Source organism: Pseudomonas libanensis (assembly GCF_001439685.1).
GTDB classification, from domain to species: Bacteria; Pseudomonadota; Gammaproteobacteria; order Pseudomonadales; family Pseudomonadaceae; genus Aquipseudomonas; species Aquipseudomonas libanensis.
Genome location: NZ_JYLH01000004.1, coordinates 150383 through 164544 on the forward strand (window position 1 = coordinate 150383; position 14162 = coordinate 164544).

Genomic DNA, 14162 nt, shown 5'->3' on the forward strand with positions numbered 1-14162 from the left:
ATATCTGTAGAAACGTATCAAGGGCCTGGAAAATTAGACGCTGGCAACCGCCGCCGCCAAGGCGCGCCCGAAGATCTCGGCCACCTGGTCGATTTCGCCAGCGGTAATCACCAACGGTGGCAGGAAGCGCACCACGCTGCCATGGCGCCCGCCCAGTTCCAGGATCAGGCCGCGCTTGAGGCATTCGCGCTGCACCAGCGGCGCCAACTGGCGATGCACCGGTGGGTGGCCCTGGGCATCCGGCGTGCCCGTCGGGTCCACCAACTCCACCCCCAGCATCAACCCGCGGCCACGGATATCCCCCAAGTGCGGGAAGTCGCGCTGCAAGATGCGCAGGTGTTCTTCCAGGCGCTCGCCCATGGCCGCCGCATGGCCCGCCAGGTCGTGTTCCCTGAGATAACGCATGACCGCCGAACCCGCCGCCATCGCCATCTGGTTGCCCCGGAACGTTCCGGCATGGGCGCCCGGCAGCCAAGTGTCGAGCCAGTCGCGATACACCACCACGGCCAACGGCAGGCTGCCGCCAATGGCCTTGGACATGACCACCACGTCCGGGATGATGCCGGCGTGTTCGAAGGCAAACATCTTGCCGGTGCGCCCAAACCCACTCTGGATTTCATCGACGATCAGCGCCACACCGGCCTGCTCGGTGATACGTCGCAGCCCGCGCAACCAATCGAGGTCTGCGGGAATCACGCCGCCCTCGCCCTGCACCACCTCAACAATCACCGCCGCCGGCAGCAATACGCCCGCCTCCGGATCGTTGAGCAGGTTTTCCAGGTAATGCAGGTTGACCTGCACACCTTGCGCGCCGCCCAAGCCGAACGGGCAACGGTAGTCATACGGGAATGGCAGGAATTGCACACCATTGCCGAGCAACGCGCCCAGGGGCTTTTTCGGCCCCAGGCTGCCCATCAGGCTCAAGGCGCCCTGGCTCATGCCGTGATAGCCGCCCTGGAACGACAGTACAGTGCTGCGCCCAGTGGCGGTGCGCACCAGCTTCAATGCGGCTTCCACCGCATCGGTGCCAGTGGGGCCGCAGAACTGGATCTTCGCTTCCCGCGCCAATTCAGAGGGCAGCAAACCGAACAGGTCCTGCACGAACTGATCCTTGACCGGCGTGGTCAGGTCAAGGGTGTGCAGCGGCAGCTCGTCGCTCAGCACTTGCCGGATGGCCTGGATCACCACCGGGTGGTTATGCCCCAGCGCCAGCGTTCCAGCACCGGCCAGGCAATCGATGAAGCGACGCCCCTCGACGTCCTCCACGTAAATACCTTTGGCGCGCTTGAGTGCCAGGGGGATGCGCCGCGGGTAGCTGCGGGCGTTGGACTCCTGCTGGCGCTGACGGGCCAGCAGCGGGTTTTCGTCGAACTGATAGAGCGTTTCCGCAGGCGCCGCGGCGTCTTCGGTACGGCTGGTAGCGACTGACATCTCTGGATCCCTCAATACGCGGGTGATGGTGACCAAACTGCCGATCCGTTGGCGTCTGGCCCAAGGGCATGCGCACGGATTTCCTGTTCTGGAGACGCTTCAGATGCACGGGGATTTAGGAGGTTGGTCGGATATTTACCGATTGTGGGGAGATTAAAATGTGGGAGCGGGCTTGCTCGCGAAGGCAGTGTGTCAGTCGCGCATCTGTTACTGCACTACCGCTTTCGCAGGCAAGCCGGCTCCCACATTTGAACAGCGCTCAGCTCCGAAGCCCGCGGTATTTTTCATTGAGCGCATAAAGAATCGCGCAGGTCTGCGCATCCAGGAACCCACAATAATCCCGTGGCCGAAAATGCATCTGGAATGCCCGGGTGCGCTGCTCAAAGGCCACGCGGTTCTGCGCGGGCTTGTAGCCATAACGCTGAAACGCCCGCTCCACTTCGACCTCCGGCGGCAAGCCGACACAAAAGCGGCGCTGGTACATCGCCCGGGTCGACTCATCAAACCAGGCCCCGATACCGGCTTCATGCAGCGCACGCCAGGGCAGTCGAGGCCCCGGGTCGCTCTTGCGCCAGTAGGCCACGTCCGAATGCCCGAGCCAGTCAGTGGGGCCCACCTGCGGATAGCGCTCCAGCAGGTCGCGAAGCAATTCAATCAGTAGGTCAATCTGTGCCGGTGCGTACTCCGGAAAGGTAAAGACCCCCGCTTCATCCCGCGCCAGGTTGACGATTTCAATGCCCACCGAGCGGCTGTTGAGGTCGGCCTTCCCCGCCCAATAGCTCACGCCTGCGTGCCAGGCGCGCTGGTCCTCGTCCACCAGGCGGAACACGCGCAACTCTTCATAACCGGCAGCGCGGTAGCTGGGTTCAGCGGGGTCGGGCAGCAGATAGTGGGCGCTGACGCCATCTTGGGTGAGGGTGCGTAGCGAGGAAGCAAAGGGCGCAGCGGTGTAGTGCACAATCACCTGCTGCACGGATTCGCCGCGGCGGTCGTTGAAATCCCTGGCGGGGAAACTGGTGTCGATCACCAACATAAGAACGGTCCTTTTCAATTCAGGCCGACTCATTCGGCCCGTTCAAGCGCAAAAAAATTACCGCCATCCTGACGGCTTGAGTCTCAGGCGGGCGGTAATTATTTGCCACGTGAAAAGGGCAGCTCAGCGCCGCAACGGCATGCCCAGGTCGACCCGCATACCGTCGGGCTGGCTGTCGAAGTGCAACGAGCAGGAGCAGCGCTGCACAATCGCCTGGACGATCGCCAAGCCCAGGCCACAGCCTTCGCTGTTGCCGTTACGCCAGAAACGCTGGGTGAGGTATTGCAGGTCTTCGCTGGAGATCTGCTTGCCATGGTCTCGCACGCGGAAAATCACTTGGTCAACACTGCTGGACACGCTCAACTCCACCCGGGTATCGGCCGGAGTGTGGCGCAAGGCGTTGTCCAGCAAGTTGCGCAAGGCCGCGACAGCCAGGCCCACGGGCATCTCCACCGGGCTGGCGGCAAGGTCGTGGGCCAGGAACAGGTCGATGCGACGATTGTCGCCAGCGTTGGCATCCTGGATCGCCAACCTGGCGACTTCCTCGGCACTGGATTGCAGGCCGTCGTCAAACGACAGGCTGCCCTCCACCCGCGCCAACAGCAATAACTGCTCCAGGGTGCGATGCAAGCGATCGGCGCCCTCCTCGGCGTGCGCCAGGGACTGGTCGCGGGCCGCGCCCTCGGTCATGCGCGCCACTTGCAGGTGGGTCTTGATCGCCGTCAGCGGGCTGCGCAGCTCATGGGCGGCGTCACCGGTGAGGCGGCGCTCGCGCTCAATGGTCTTGGCGATGCGTTGCAGCAGTTGGTTCTGGGTGTCGAGCAACGGCTTGAGTTCGCTGGGCAATGGATGGATCTGCAGCGGTTCGAGAGAATCGGCACTGCGGCGCATCAAGGCGTCACGCATGCGGTTGAGCGGCACCAGGCTTTGACCGATACCCAGCCACAACAGGCACAGGCACCCCAGCAAGGCCACGCCGACGGGCACCGAGGCGGCGAGCAGGATCGACAGGTTCAGCGCCTCGCGCTCCACCTGGCGGTCGGCGGTGGTGATCAGCAAGTCACCCCGGGACAAGGTGAAACTGCGCCAGCCCACGCCATCGATCATCTGGTCGCGAAAACCGCTTCTGCGCGACTCCAGCCCTTCCTCCGGCGTGGTGTGGCTGCGCGCCAGGATCTCGCCGCGCAGGGAGCTGACCTGGCACGCCATGCCTCCCGGCACATTCAGCTGTTCGGTGCGCAGATGCGTAGCGGCGCTGACACTGGCCAGGCCCGGCATCTGCTCGGTCAGCCCCGCAACCATGCGCGCCGAGGCCACCAGGCGCTGGTCGAGGGAAAACATCATCTGGTTGCGCAAGTCGTTGAGCATCCAGGCGGCCGCCAGCACCCAGATCAGCACAAAAGCAGCGCCCAGCTTGAACGTCAGGCGCAGGCGCAGGCTCATCACTTGCTGTTCTCTCCAGCATCCGCCGGGCCCAGGCGGTAGCCGAGGCCGCGCACGGTCTCGACGATGCCGTTGCCCAATTTGCGCCGCAGGTGATGGATATGCACATTGAGCGCATTGCTTTCCAGTTCGTCGCTGAACCCATAGACGCTGTCCTTGAGTTGCTCGCTGGACAGCACGCGGCCCTTGTTGTGCAGCAACGCCTGCAACAGCGCCTGTTCGCGACGGGACAGGTCCACCGGCTGGCCACCCAGGAAGGTTTCACGGCTGCTGGGGTCGTAGGCCAGGCGCCCATGTTCGATCAGGTTGACGCTGCGCCCCGCCACCCGGCGCAACAAGGTTTGCAGGCGGGCGGCGAGTTCACGCAAGTCAAAGGGCTTGAGCAGGTAGTCATCGGCACCGGCTTGCAGGCCATCGACGCGGTTGGTCACCGAGTCCCGCGCCGTGAGGATCAGCACCGGGATCTCCAGGCCCTGGCTGCGCTGTTGTTGCAGCAGCTTGAGGCCGTCTTCGTCCGGCAGGCCGAGGTCGAGCACCATGATGTCGAAGGCTGCCGCCTTGAGCATCGCCCGCGCAGCGGCGGCCGTGGCCACGCGCTCCACGGTAAAACCCTGGGCGGTGAGGCCGGCCACGATGCCGCTGGCAATCAGTTCGTCGTCTTCACAGACCAGTACGTGCATGCTGAGCCCTTCGTAAAAGATGCGGGTGATTAGAAAAGGCACGGATTAAGCGCGCATTATGCCGCCAAAGTTCACAACATCGGATTATCCCTACACTCTAGAATAGCCCCCGGTTAATCATCGGTTAATCAACGCCACACATTGTGTGCCTCACTTGCATCGAACTAAGGCTTGACCATGCGGCATCTGTTTACCTTTCTGCTGGTGTTGTTCGCGGGATTCGCCCAGGCAGCGCCGGGCAGCCCCTTCGAAACCAAACCCGACTTCCTCCCGGTGGGCAAAGCCTTCGCCTTTACCTCCGAACGTCTTGAAAGCGGCGAAACCCAGCTGTTTTGGCAAATTGCCGACGGTTACTACCTGTACCAGCAGCGCATGAAGTTCGACGGCCTGGCCGAACAACCCGTGCTGCCCCAGGGTGAAGCCCATAGCGACGAGTTCTTCGGCGAGCAGCAAGTGTATCGTCAGGGCCTGGAAGTGAAGATCCCGGCCGGCACCACCGGCCAGGTCAAGCTGGGCTGGCAGGGCTGTGCCGATGCCGGCCTGTGCTATCCGCCGCAGTCGATCACCGTGGACCTGGGCGGCAACCCGGCCGTCGCCGCGACCGCGCAAGCCCAGGACCAAAGCCTGGCCAGCGGCCTGCAGCAGCGCAGCCTGGGATGGAGCCTGCTGGTGTTCTTCGGCCTGGGCCTGCTGTTGGCGTTTGCGCCCTGCTCGTTGCCGATGCTGCCGATCCTTGCCGGCCTGGTGGTGGGCAGTGGCGCCAGCCCGCGCCGTGGCTTTGCCTTGGCTGGCAGCTACGTGGTGTGCATGGCGCTGGTGTACGCCGCCCTGGGGGTAATGGCCGCGTTGCTCGGCGCCAACCTCGCGGCGCTGCTGCAAACGCCGTGGATCCTCGGCAGCTTTGCGGCGTTGTTCGTGTTGCTCGCCCTGCCGATGTTCGGCTTCTTTGAACTGCAACTGCCCGCCTTCCTGCGCGACCGCCTCGATAACGTCAGCCGCCAACAAAGCGGTGGCAGCCTGGTGGGTGCCGGTGTGCTCGGCGCATTGTCCGGCATGCTGGTGGGGCCGTGCATGACCGCGCCCCTGGCCGGCGCCCTGTTGTATATCGCCCAGAGCGGCAACGCGCTGCACGGTGGCCTGATCCTGTTTGCCATGGGCATCGGTATCGGCATCCCGCTGTTGCTGCTGGTCACCGTGGGCAATCGCTTCCTGCCCAAGCCCGGCACCTGGATGAACGTGCTCAAGGGCATCTTCGGCTTCCTGTTCCTGGGCACCGCCGTACTGATGATTCGCCCGGTGGTCGGCGACAGCCTGTGGATCGGCCTGTGGGGCGCCTTAGCGCTGGTGATGGCTTACTGTGGCTGGACGCTGGCTCGTGAATCCGGCCTGGGGGCCAAGGTGTTCGGCGCCGGTTCCGTGGTGCTGGGCCTGTGGGGCGCGGTGCTGGTGGTGGGGGCGGCCGGTGGCAGCGATGAGCTGTGGCAACCGTTGAAGGTCTACAGCGGCTCGCGGGTCGTCGGTGCACCCAGCGCTCACGATGCCTTCACCACGGTAAGCGACCCGACTGTACTGCAAAGCCAACTCGACAGCGCCAAGGCCCAGGGCCAGTGGGTGCTGCTGGACTACTACGCCGATTGGTGCGTGTCGTGCAAGATCATGGAAAAACAGGTGTTCGGCAAACCCGAAGTGATGGACGCGCTCAAAGACGTGCGCCTGTTGCGCCTGGACGTCACCGCCGACAACGCCGCCAGCCGCGAGCTGCTGGGCCGCTACAAAGTGCCAGGGCCACCGAGCTTCGTGTGGATCGGCCCGGACGGTAAAGAACGCCGCGCCCAACGCATCACCGGCGAAGTAGACGCCGCCGCCTTCCTGCAACGCTGGGCCCAGACGCGGGACGCTCTCTGATGCTGACCCTCACCATCGGCACCTTCGCCATCGCCCTGAATCACCTGCTGCTGATCAGCGCGCTGATTCTCGCCACCCTGGTGGGCTGGCGCGTGGCCAAGCGCGGCGGCGAAAACCCGGAGTCGGTGCTGTTCAGCCTGTTCCTGCTGGGCCTGCTCGCCGCCCGCGTCAGTTTTGTGCTGATGTATTGGAGTTATTACAGCAACGACTGGGTGGAGATGGTCGACCTGCGTGACGGCGGCTTTCTCGCCTGGCCCGGGATTATCGTGCTGATCCTCGGCGCGCTGGCGTACGGCTGGCGTCGCCCGCCCCTGCGCAAGCCCCTCAGCGCCGGGGTGATCACCGGCCTGTTGTTCTGGGGCATGACCAGCCTGTCCCTCAGCGTCTACGAAAAAGGCACGCGTCTGCCGGACATCACCCTGCGCAATGCCAATGGCGAGGTGGTGCAACTGGCGGACTACCAGGGCGGCCCGCTGGTGATCAACCTGTGGGCCACCTGGTGCCCGCCGTGCCGACGCGAAATGCCCGTGCTGGAAAACGCCCAACGCATGCGCCCCGACGTGACCTTCCTGTTCGTCAACCAGGCCGAAAGCATGCAAAGCGTCAGCACCTACCTGGCCACCCAAGGCCTGAACCTGGACAACGTGCTGTTCGACGCCAGCGGCCGCCTCGGCCAGGCTGTGGGTTCCATGGCGCTGCCGACCACGTTGTTCTACCAAGCCGATGGGCGCCTGATCAACAGCCACCTGGGCGAACTCTCCGAAGCCAGCCTGGCCCGCGCCATGGAACCCTTCGACAACACCCAGACAAGGAAACCGACATGCCTCGCCTCCGCCACCTGCTGACCCTGCTGCCTTTGACGCTAGCCGCTGCGCTGGCCCAGGCCGAAGACCTGCCGGCCCCAATCAAACAGATCGAAGCCAAGGGCGCCAAGATCATCGGCAAGTTCGATGCGCCCAGCGGCCTCACTGGCTACGCCGCCCAGTACCAGAACCGGGGCATGGCCCTGTACCTGACCGCCGACGGCAAGCACGTGATCGCCGGCAACCTGTACGACGCCCAGGGCAATGACCTGAGCACCGCGCCCCTGGAAAAACTGGTGTACGCGCCGATGGCCAAGGAAGTCTGGGCCAAGATGGAAAACAGCAGCTGGATCCAGGACGGCGACAAAAACGCCCCGCGCACCGTCTACCTGTTCAGCGACCCCAACTGCCCGTACTGCAACATGTTCTGGGAACAGGCCCGCCCGTGGGTGAAGGCCGGCAAAGTACAGTTGCGCCACATCATGGTGGGCATCATCCGCGAAGACAGCCCAGGCAAATCCGCCGCCCTGCTTGCCGCCAAAGACCCGCAAAAAGCCCTGCAAGAACACGAGGCCGCCGGCAAAGGCAGCAAGCTCAAGGCGCTGGAAAAGATCCCGGCCGAGGTCGAGGCCAAGCTCGATGCGAATATGAAGTTGATGGATGAGCTGGAGCTGTCGGCGACGCCGGCGATTTTCTATCTGGATGACAAGGGGGGGTTGCAGCAGCAGCAAGGGGCGCCTTCGCCGGATAAGTTGGTGAAAATTCTGGGACCAAAATAGGTTACAAAAAGGCCTCCTGAATCGGGGGCCTTTTTTTGACTCGGCAATGACTGATCAAACCGCCTTCACGGTGATACCTGTTACGTCGTAGTCATTTATCGGGCCGATGCCCATTTCCATATTATCCAGCGAAAGTCTCAAGGAACTTGAACTGGCCTTGAAGGTGCCTTTAAGCAGTTGCCAGGCAGTCCCCGGCCGCGTTACCTGAGTAATATCGACTCCTTGAACGACCAGTACCAACGCAGGCTTCCTACCGTTACCTTGCGCATAACTATCACGGACCCAGGCACTGAATTCGTACCATTTCCCGACTTCCAGTCCTATGAATTTTTTGAACATCTTTTCGCGCTGTGTGGCGGGGTCAGTCGTATCGGTGTATCCCCAGTCTTCCCGATAATATCCATTCGTAAAGTCCGGAGGCACTTGACCTTGCTTCAGCCGCAAATCTCTCGAATCGGTGGCACCCAGGCCTTTTTCCCAGTTATTCCAGTCTTTTCCGGCAGGGTTGAAATCCGTGTAGTCGTAAAACGACTTATTAAACTCCAAGTGCAGGAGGGGAAACTCAATCGCGTTGGTTTCAAGGTCACCAATCTCTGCCGTGCACTTGAACACCACATCCAACGCGGTTCTATCACGCAGCTTTTCCAATTCCTGGCGCTTGATCACCCGCAATAGCCCGTCGACCATATCACTTGTGGTAATCGGCTCGTTGCGCATCACCCTAATAGTGTATGGGGAGCCATTTTCCTGCGTGCCCCGACATTCCAGCCATCCGACCTGACCTACCAGGATGAACCACCATTTTTCCACGATGATATGAACATCCCCTGTAAAGCCCCTCAGGTACAAAATACCACCCTGGGTTGCCGGTGGCGTAGCCTCTGGCACAACGGGTGTCGGCAACCGGGTCGGCACACTGATCTTCAACGCAAGCGTCCTCGACGGCGCCAGCTTACAAGCACTGGTCACCGTGTAACTGATCGGGATCGTTTTACCCGCACCCTGGATCACCGCTTCACGCGGGACCGCGAAATCGACGTAACCAGGATCGCTGTTACCCCGCTTTGGTTCCAACGGCAGGCTCGTACCGTCAGCCCTGACCCACTTGAGGTCGATCATCTGATTGGGGCCGATCCGCTCATACGCCACTCGCACCGTCACACCGTCCCGGCCATTCCAGATGGTCAGTTGATCATCTACCGCCTCACACACCCTTGGAGGGAGCAGTATCAAAGCTTCCTGCTCGATGCTGAAAATCCGGACAGGGAACTCGATGGCAGTCTCCAGCGCACACTGGCCATCGAAGCTCGCCGCAAAATGCAATTCAAACTCACTGCAATCCGCCAGCTTTTGCAACTGGGTCCTGGAAATCGGCGTATCGACTCCACCAGCCAGCCACTGCGCCGTAAGCGGCTCATTGGTCAGCACGTCGAGCCGGTAGGGGCTGCCATCTTCCAGCGTACCGGTCACCCACATCCAGCAACATTGTTGCTCTTGCGCATAATCCCAAACAGGCACCACCCCCGTCGCGTTATCGCTGAAGGTGTTGAGGTCCAGGGTATTCCCCGTTGCCTGTTCAATGCCTGGTCTGGTCAGTTGTGGCGCAAGTACTTTGATTAAGCGATCAGGTGATTGTGGTTTTGAATCCACCAAGTTGGGAAATTGGACGGTATAGCTCAGCGTCATCGACTTATTAAAGAAATAGGCAATCACACCCCGGGGTAACTTGATGGACGCCGGGTCCCCATCGTTCTGAATGTCCACACAGCCAAGTGACTTCGACCCATAGCCGGGCCCGCTTACAGAGAAGCAGATCTGATCACCTGCATAGGTGTCCAGCTGCGGCGCGTCAACATCTCCCCCATTTTTGGTGAGTGCCGGATTAAGGCGCCATTGATCATCGAAAAACGCAGATTGCCGCAAATGGGGCGGCTGCAAGTTTGCCAGGCCTTGATCCCCAATAAATTGAGCGGTACGACGATATTGGATATCAAGAGCATTCGCTGGGAGAAAGGTCTTCTCATCCGGATTTTCAGTGTCCTTTGGCGGTTCGGCCGCCAAGCCACTGGTAATCCAGCCAGTGTGGCAAGTGATCGCTTCCTCGATTGGCTTTTGACGCGCTAGCCAACCACGAGGAATGGAAAACTCAAGTTTGCCTGCTTTTATATCTTCGAGCGTTAATGCATAACCATAAACCACGAGATAGGAAGCGGGTTTTCTATTGAATTGGGTCGTAATGACACTGCAGTAAATTTTATCTCCTTCTTGGGCAAGATAGGGAATCGGTATATCAACCTTTCCGTCCCCTACGTAATCGTGCATGTCGTAGATTACTGTGTTTTGGACTATCTTTTCATGTCGCAACTTAGACGCTAACGCTTCGCTATGTTCTTCAGGGTAAAAGTTCACCGTTACGTACTTGCCCAGTGAAACAGCTGGTTTGCCGCCTACCGTTCCCTCGTAGGATATGACCAGGGTGAACCTCATCGACCTGGTCAGGTATTGCAGAGGTATCGGAATCTCTCTGGCGCCCGACACGCCGCTAGAGTCAACAATAGGTTCAAATTTTATTTCTGGTTCCTCTTCTATTTTGAACATTACGGTAATGGCCGATCTGTCCATGCGTGAATCGACAGTCAGATATGAGCCTTTCTTCATAGCTTCCGTACTAATCGTCCCGTACTGCTCACTTGAGATGATTGGCGCAGCAACTTCCAGCGCTTGCGGCTGTGCTGTAATTGATTCAAGGCTTTGTGGCGTCAACGCGTTATCGGTACTAGATGGGCTTTCAGGAGTGGGTGTTTGCTTGGCCATTTTCAGAACTCCGTGTGAAGGTATGTATCCTTGAACCGCCCAGTCCGGCCAAGGAGCTCCCTCAAGTGAGTCCTATTTTTTTGCCCCCGCCTACTGTCAGAATTGACAGTTCTCTCTTAAAAAACGGCGCTACCCGACCAACGGGTAGCGCCCATTCGTACCTTAAAGCCCCTCCAACTCCGCCATCGGCCTAGATCCCGGCCGAGGTCGAGGCCAAACTTGATGCGAATATGAAGTTGATGGATGAGCTGGAGCTGTCGGCGACGCCGGCGATTTTTTATCTGGATGACAAGGGTGGGTTGCAGCAGCAGCAAGGGGCGCCGTCGCCGGAGAAGTTGGGAAAGATCCTCGGACCGAAGTAGTATCAACACCCAATTCAGTGAGATAGGGTCGGCTGCCAGCCTGTCGTAAATAAAAGTGCCCCTATGCAGATAGAAGCACTTATGAATGCTCCAGCCCTTAGTAATACAACTCGAAATTATCCAAATACGAGTGTTGTTGGTTAGTCACACTTATCTTGATTATCTCTTGCCCATCAGGCGCACTGAAATCAACCCAGCTATTTACCGGCAACCCCGAGCGAGTCCCGAGGGGCTGCCCAGCCCCATTATAGAAGGTGAAGTGGCCGTAATAAGCATTGCGTGTGAAGGAAAACTTGACACGTGTGTAGCCGCGATTGAGGTATATATCAACCGTCTGAGTGGGCATCGGCCCTTCATTAGGCGCAGCGCAGTTCAACACAAGGGCATTTCCTGAAGTCATTCCTGCAACCTGCGGGTTCGCTGCATGAATACCGAGTGTGCCTGTCCGCGCACTCATATACATAGTCGGGGTGCGTATGAAAGTTCCTGCCGGGTACTGATAGGGCAGTACTGTCCTGAAGTCTTCTGTCACCTTTGTGATCACACGCACGACCAGCACTCGCGATGGACAGATCACATTCTCATTCGAACTACCGTCCGTCGCCACGCTGAATGTGAAGGTCAGGTGGGTGTTGTCTTTTAGCTTATCCAACTCGGAACGCAGTACAGGGTTTGCCACCCCTTCAGCCACTTCATTGGTCGTAATGGTTCTATCGGCATATATAACGAACGTATACGGATTGTCGTTTTTATCCGTTCCGGTTGCCCGCAACCAACACTTCTGCCCTGCGCGCAAGAACCACATAGTGTCTTCGTGGGAATTGGCATTCCCGGCAAATACCCTAGTGTCCAAGACCGCATTTTGAGTCCTTGGCGGCGTCGCCTCCAGCACGTTTGGCGTCTCCAACCGCGTAGGCAGGCTGATGTTCAAGTTCAGCGGCGGTGAAGTCTGCACTTTACAAGCGGTCGTCACGGTATAAGTAATTGGCACCGTTCTGCCCATACTCTCTATCACCGCTTCCGCCGGCAACGAGAAGACAACAGGCCCCGCCGTACTACCGGGCTTGGACGCCAGCGGCCAACGACTACCATCAGCCCTCTGCCAGCAGACACTGATGCAGTGTTTGGCGTTAATACGCACGTAATCCACTTCGACCTGCACGCCGTCACGACCATTCCAGGCGGTCAGGTCGGCGCCTACGGCTTCGGTTACTTTGGGCTCAAGCAGTACCAGGGGTTCCTGTTCGATTTTGAGGGCTTGCGTTGGGAACTCAAAGGCGCTTGGCCGATCATTCGCACCACAAAAGCTTGCCGCGAAATGCAGGTTGAAGGTGCTGCAATCGGCCAGTTTTTGCAGGTCGGCCCTGAGAATAGGTACATCGACTCCGTGGACTTTCCAGTCATCCGTGACGGGTACCCCCGACAGAATCTCGAACCGATAGGCACTGCCGTTTTCATACTCTCCCGTGACCCACATCCAACAAGCTGCCGAGCAATCAGCATAGGCCCACACCGGCACTGTCGCCGTGGCGCCTCCCGAAAACGTGCCAAGGTCCAGCGTAGCGTGCGTTGCCTCCTCTATGTTCGAATGGGGAAATTGGGGCACCAAGACGCTGACAGCCCGTTGAGGTGATGACTGTGCCGGTTCACTATCTTTATTCTCCCTGTTGGGAAAATCCACGGTATAACTCAGCGCCATCGACTCATTGAAGAAACACGCAATATCACAGGCTGGCAGTTTTACCGATGCCTGTTCTCCGTCGTGCTCAATCGTTACACAGCCTAGCGACTTCTTCTCGCCGTCGGGGCCGCTCACATAGAAACAGATCTCGTCCTCGGCATAGCTGTCCAAGCCGCAGACTTCAACATCGCCCCCCGCTTTGGTGAGGTCCGGGTTAAGGCACCAGCCATCGTTGTACAGTACCGACTGGCGCAGATGCGGAGGCGGCAGGTTTTCAAGACCATGATCCACGACCAATGCGGCAGTGCGCCGATTCTGGATTTCGAGGGCATTTCTTGGCAGTCGCGTTTCCAGATGGGGCGCCACCTCAGCCGGAGGCTCGGCCTCCAGGCCGCTGGTGATCCAGGCACATTGGAGGGTGAGCGCTCGCCACTGCTTGCGCCGTGCCAACCAACCACGGCTAATTGAGAAGCGCAGCACATGGCCCTCGACCGCATCCTCAGCAGTCAACTCATAGCCATACACTACGGTGTAGAAAACATGGCGAGCAGCATCTTGCTCAGTGGCAACGGTGCAGTAGAGCTTGTCACCCTGTTTGGCAAGCGGCGGCACAGGTACCAGCACCGTCTCGTCGCCGGTGTGATCGCGCATGTCATAGGTCGGCGTGTTATGCAGGATTTTTTCGTCAAGCAAGCTGGGCGCGAGTTCTTCATAGCCCGTTGCGGGATAGAACGATATACCTATTTGCTTCTCCAGCGATACGGCCGTCTGCCCCTGGGATTTGCCCCTGTAGACGATGTAAAGCGTGAACCCCATTGAGCTCGTCAAATAATCCAATGGGATAGCAATTTTCCTCGCTCCAGGCACATTGCTCGAATCGACGATATCTTCAAATTCCAGGGTTTCCCATATCTCTTCAGAATTCTCTTTCTTCCTCTGCGCACGAAACTCAACGGTGATAGGTGAACTGTCCATACGCGAGTCAACAGTCAGTTCGGTTCCCGGTATTCGGGACGGTACAATCGTTCCGTCTACTTCGCTGGAAATCACTGCTGCGTCCATCTCCACAGCCATGGGTACTGAAAGACTTTCAGGCGACGAAATTTTCTTAGCCATACAAGGAACTCCTATTCCAAGGGAAGTGCCCCCAACTTTCTCCACGCTGCAGGGCTCTTCCAAGTGAGCGCTTCTGGCGTTCTTTTGCCTACTGTCAGATTTGACAGTTCTGCTG

At 59.4% G+C, this 14162-nt stretch carries 9 protein-coding genes and 1 pseudogene; 4 read left to right on the plus strand and 6 right to left on the minus strand.

The window, feature by feature from the left end; genetic code table 11:
• Window positions 1–33: 33 nt before the first annotated feature.
• The 4 genes from TU73_RS08005 to TU73_RS08020 all read right to left on the minus strand — a co-directional run bounded on the left by TU73_RS08005 (window position 34) and on the right by TU73_RS08020 (window position 4587).
• Window positions 34–1431 carry an aspartate aminotransferase family protein gene (locus tag TU73_RS08005; protein WP_057011748.1) on the minus strand — a complete coding sequence of 466 codons (1398 nt, stop codon included), beginning with the start codon at window positions 1429–1431 and terminating at the stop codon, window positions 34–36.
• Between the two features lie 259 nt (window positions 1432–1690).
• Window positions 1691–2464 (minus strand): N-acetylmuramoyl-L-alanine amidase, encoded by a 774-nt coding sequence (locus TU73_RS08010; protein ID WP_057011749.1) that lies wholly within the window; start codon window positions 2462–2464, stop codon window positions 1691–1693.
• A gap of 123 nt (window positions 2465–2587) precedes the next feature.
• Window positions 2588–3907, minus strand: coding sequence for a sensor histidine kinase (locus TU73_RS08015; RefSeq protein WP_057011750.1), 1320 nt, complete (start codon window positions 3905–3907; stop codon window positions 2588–2590).
• A complete protein-coding gene (locus TU73_RS08020) occupies window positions 3907–4587 on the minus strand; it encodes a response regulator (RefSeq protein ID WP_057011751.1) in 681 nt (226 codons plus the stop codon). Before TU73_RS08020 ends, TU73_RS08015 begins: the two co-directional genes overlap by 1 nt.
• Window positions 4588–4764: 177 nt before the next feature.
• On the opposite strand from TU73_RS08020, the gene dsbD reads away from it, so the two are divergent.
• The 3 genes from dsbD to dsbG are packed head-to-tail and all read left to right on the plus strand — an operon-like array spanning window position 4765 to window position 8074.
• Window positions 4765–6492, plus strand: a complete 1728-nt coding sequence (gene dsbD / locus TU73_RS08025) for a protein-disulfide reductase DsbD (RefSeq protein WP_057011752.1) — start codon at window positions 4765–4767, stop codon at window positions 6490–6492.
• Window positions 6492–7337, plus strand: a complete 846-nt coding sequence (locus TU73_RS08030; protein WP_057011753.1) for a TlpA disulfide reductase family protein — start codon at window positions 6492–6494, stop codon at window positions 7335–7337. The genes dsbD and TU73_RS08030 overlap by 1 nt, the downstream gene beginning before the upstream one ends.
• Window positions 7313–8074 (plus strand): thiol:disulfide interchange protein DsbG, encoded by a 762-nt coding sequence (gene dsbG, locus TU73_RS08035; RefSeq protein WP_056786342.1) that lies wholly within the window; start codon window positions 7313–7315, stop codon window positions 8072–8074. Before TU73_RS08030 ends, dsbG begins: the two co-directional genes overlap by 25 nt.
• Window positions 8075–8128: 54 nt before the next feature.
• On the opposite strand, the gene TU73_RS08040 is transcribed toward dsbG, so the two are convergent.
• Window positions 8129–10888, minus strand: a complete 2760-nt coding sequence (locus tag TU73_RS08040) for a hypothetical protein (protein WP_057011754.1) — start codon at window positions 10886–10888, stop codon at window positions 8129–8131.
• A gap of 194 nt (window positions 10889–11082) precedes the next feature.
• Between TU73_RS08040 and TU73_RS28150 the strand changes: the two are divergent.
• Window positions 11083–11250 (plus strand): annotated as a pseudogene (locus tag TU73_RS28150) (thiol:disulfide interchange protein DsbG); the annotation flags it as partial.
• Between the two features lie 97 nt (window positions 11251–11347).
• Here the strand turns inward: TU73_RS28150 and TU73_RS08045 are convergent.
• The gene (locus tag TU73_RS08045) at window positions 11348–14047 is read right to left on the minus strand and encodes a hypothetical protein (protein ID WP_057011755.1); all 2700 of its coding nucleotides are present in this window, start codon (window positions 14045–14047) and stop codon (window positions 11348–11350) included.
• Window positions 14048–14162 lie beyond the last annotated feature (115 nt).

Coding starts and splice junctions, on each gene's coding strand:
- TU73_RS08040 (WP_057011754.1), bottom strand. CDS start 10,888: ATGGCCAAGCAAACACCCACTCCTGAAAGCCCATCTAGTACCGATAAC.
- TU73_RS08020 (WP_057011751.1), bottom strand. CDS start 4,587: ATGCACGTACTGGTCTGTGAAGACGACGAACTGATTGCCAGCGGCATC.
- TU73_RS08010 (WP_057011749.1), bottom strand. CDS start 2,464: ATGTTGGTGATCGACACCAGTTTCCCCGCCAGGGATTTCAACGACCGC.
- TU73_RS08045 (WP_057011755.1), bottom strand. CDS start 14,047: ATGGCTAAGAAAATTTCGTCGCCTGAAAGTCTTTCAGTACCCATGGCT.
- dsbD (WP_057011752.1), top strand. CDS start 4,765: ATGCGGCATCTGTTTACCTTTCTGCTGGTGTTGTTCGCGGGATTCGCC.
- TU73_RS08015 (WP_057011750.1), bottom strand. CDS start 3,907: ATGAGCCTGCGCCTGCGCCTGACGTTCAAGCTGGGCGCTGCTTTTGTG.
- TU73_RS08030 (WP_057011753.1), top strand. CDS start 6,492: ATGCTGACCCTCACCATCGGCACCTTCGCCATCGCCCTGAATCACCTG.
- TU73_RS08005 (WP_057011748.1), bottom strand. CDS start 1,431: ATGTCAGTCGCTACCAGCCGTACCGAAGACGCCGCGGCGCCTGCGGAA.
- dsbG (WP_056786342.1), top strand. CDS start 7,313: ATGCCTCGCCTCCGCCACCTGCTGACCCTGCTGCCTTTGACGCTAGCC.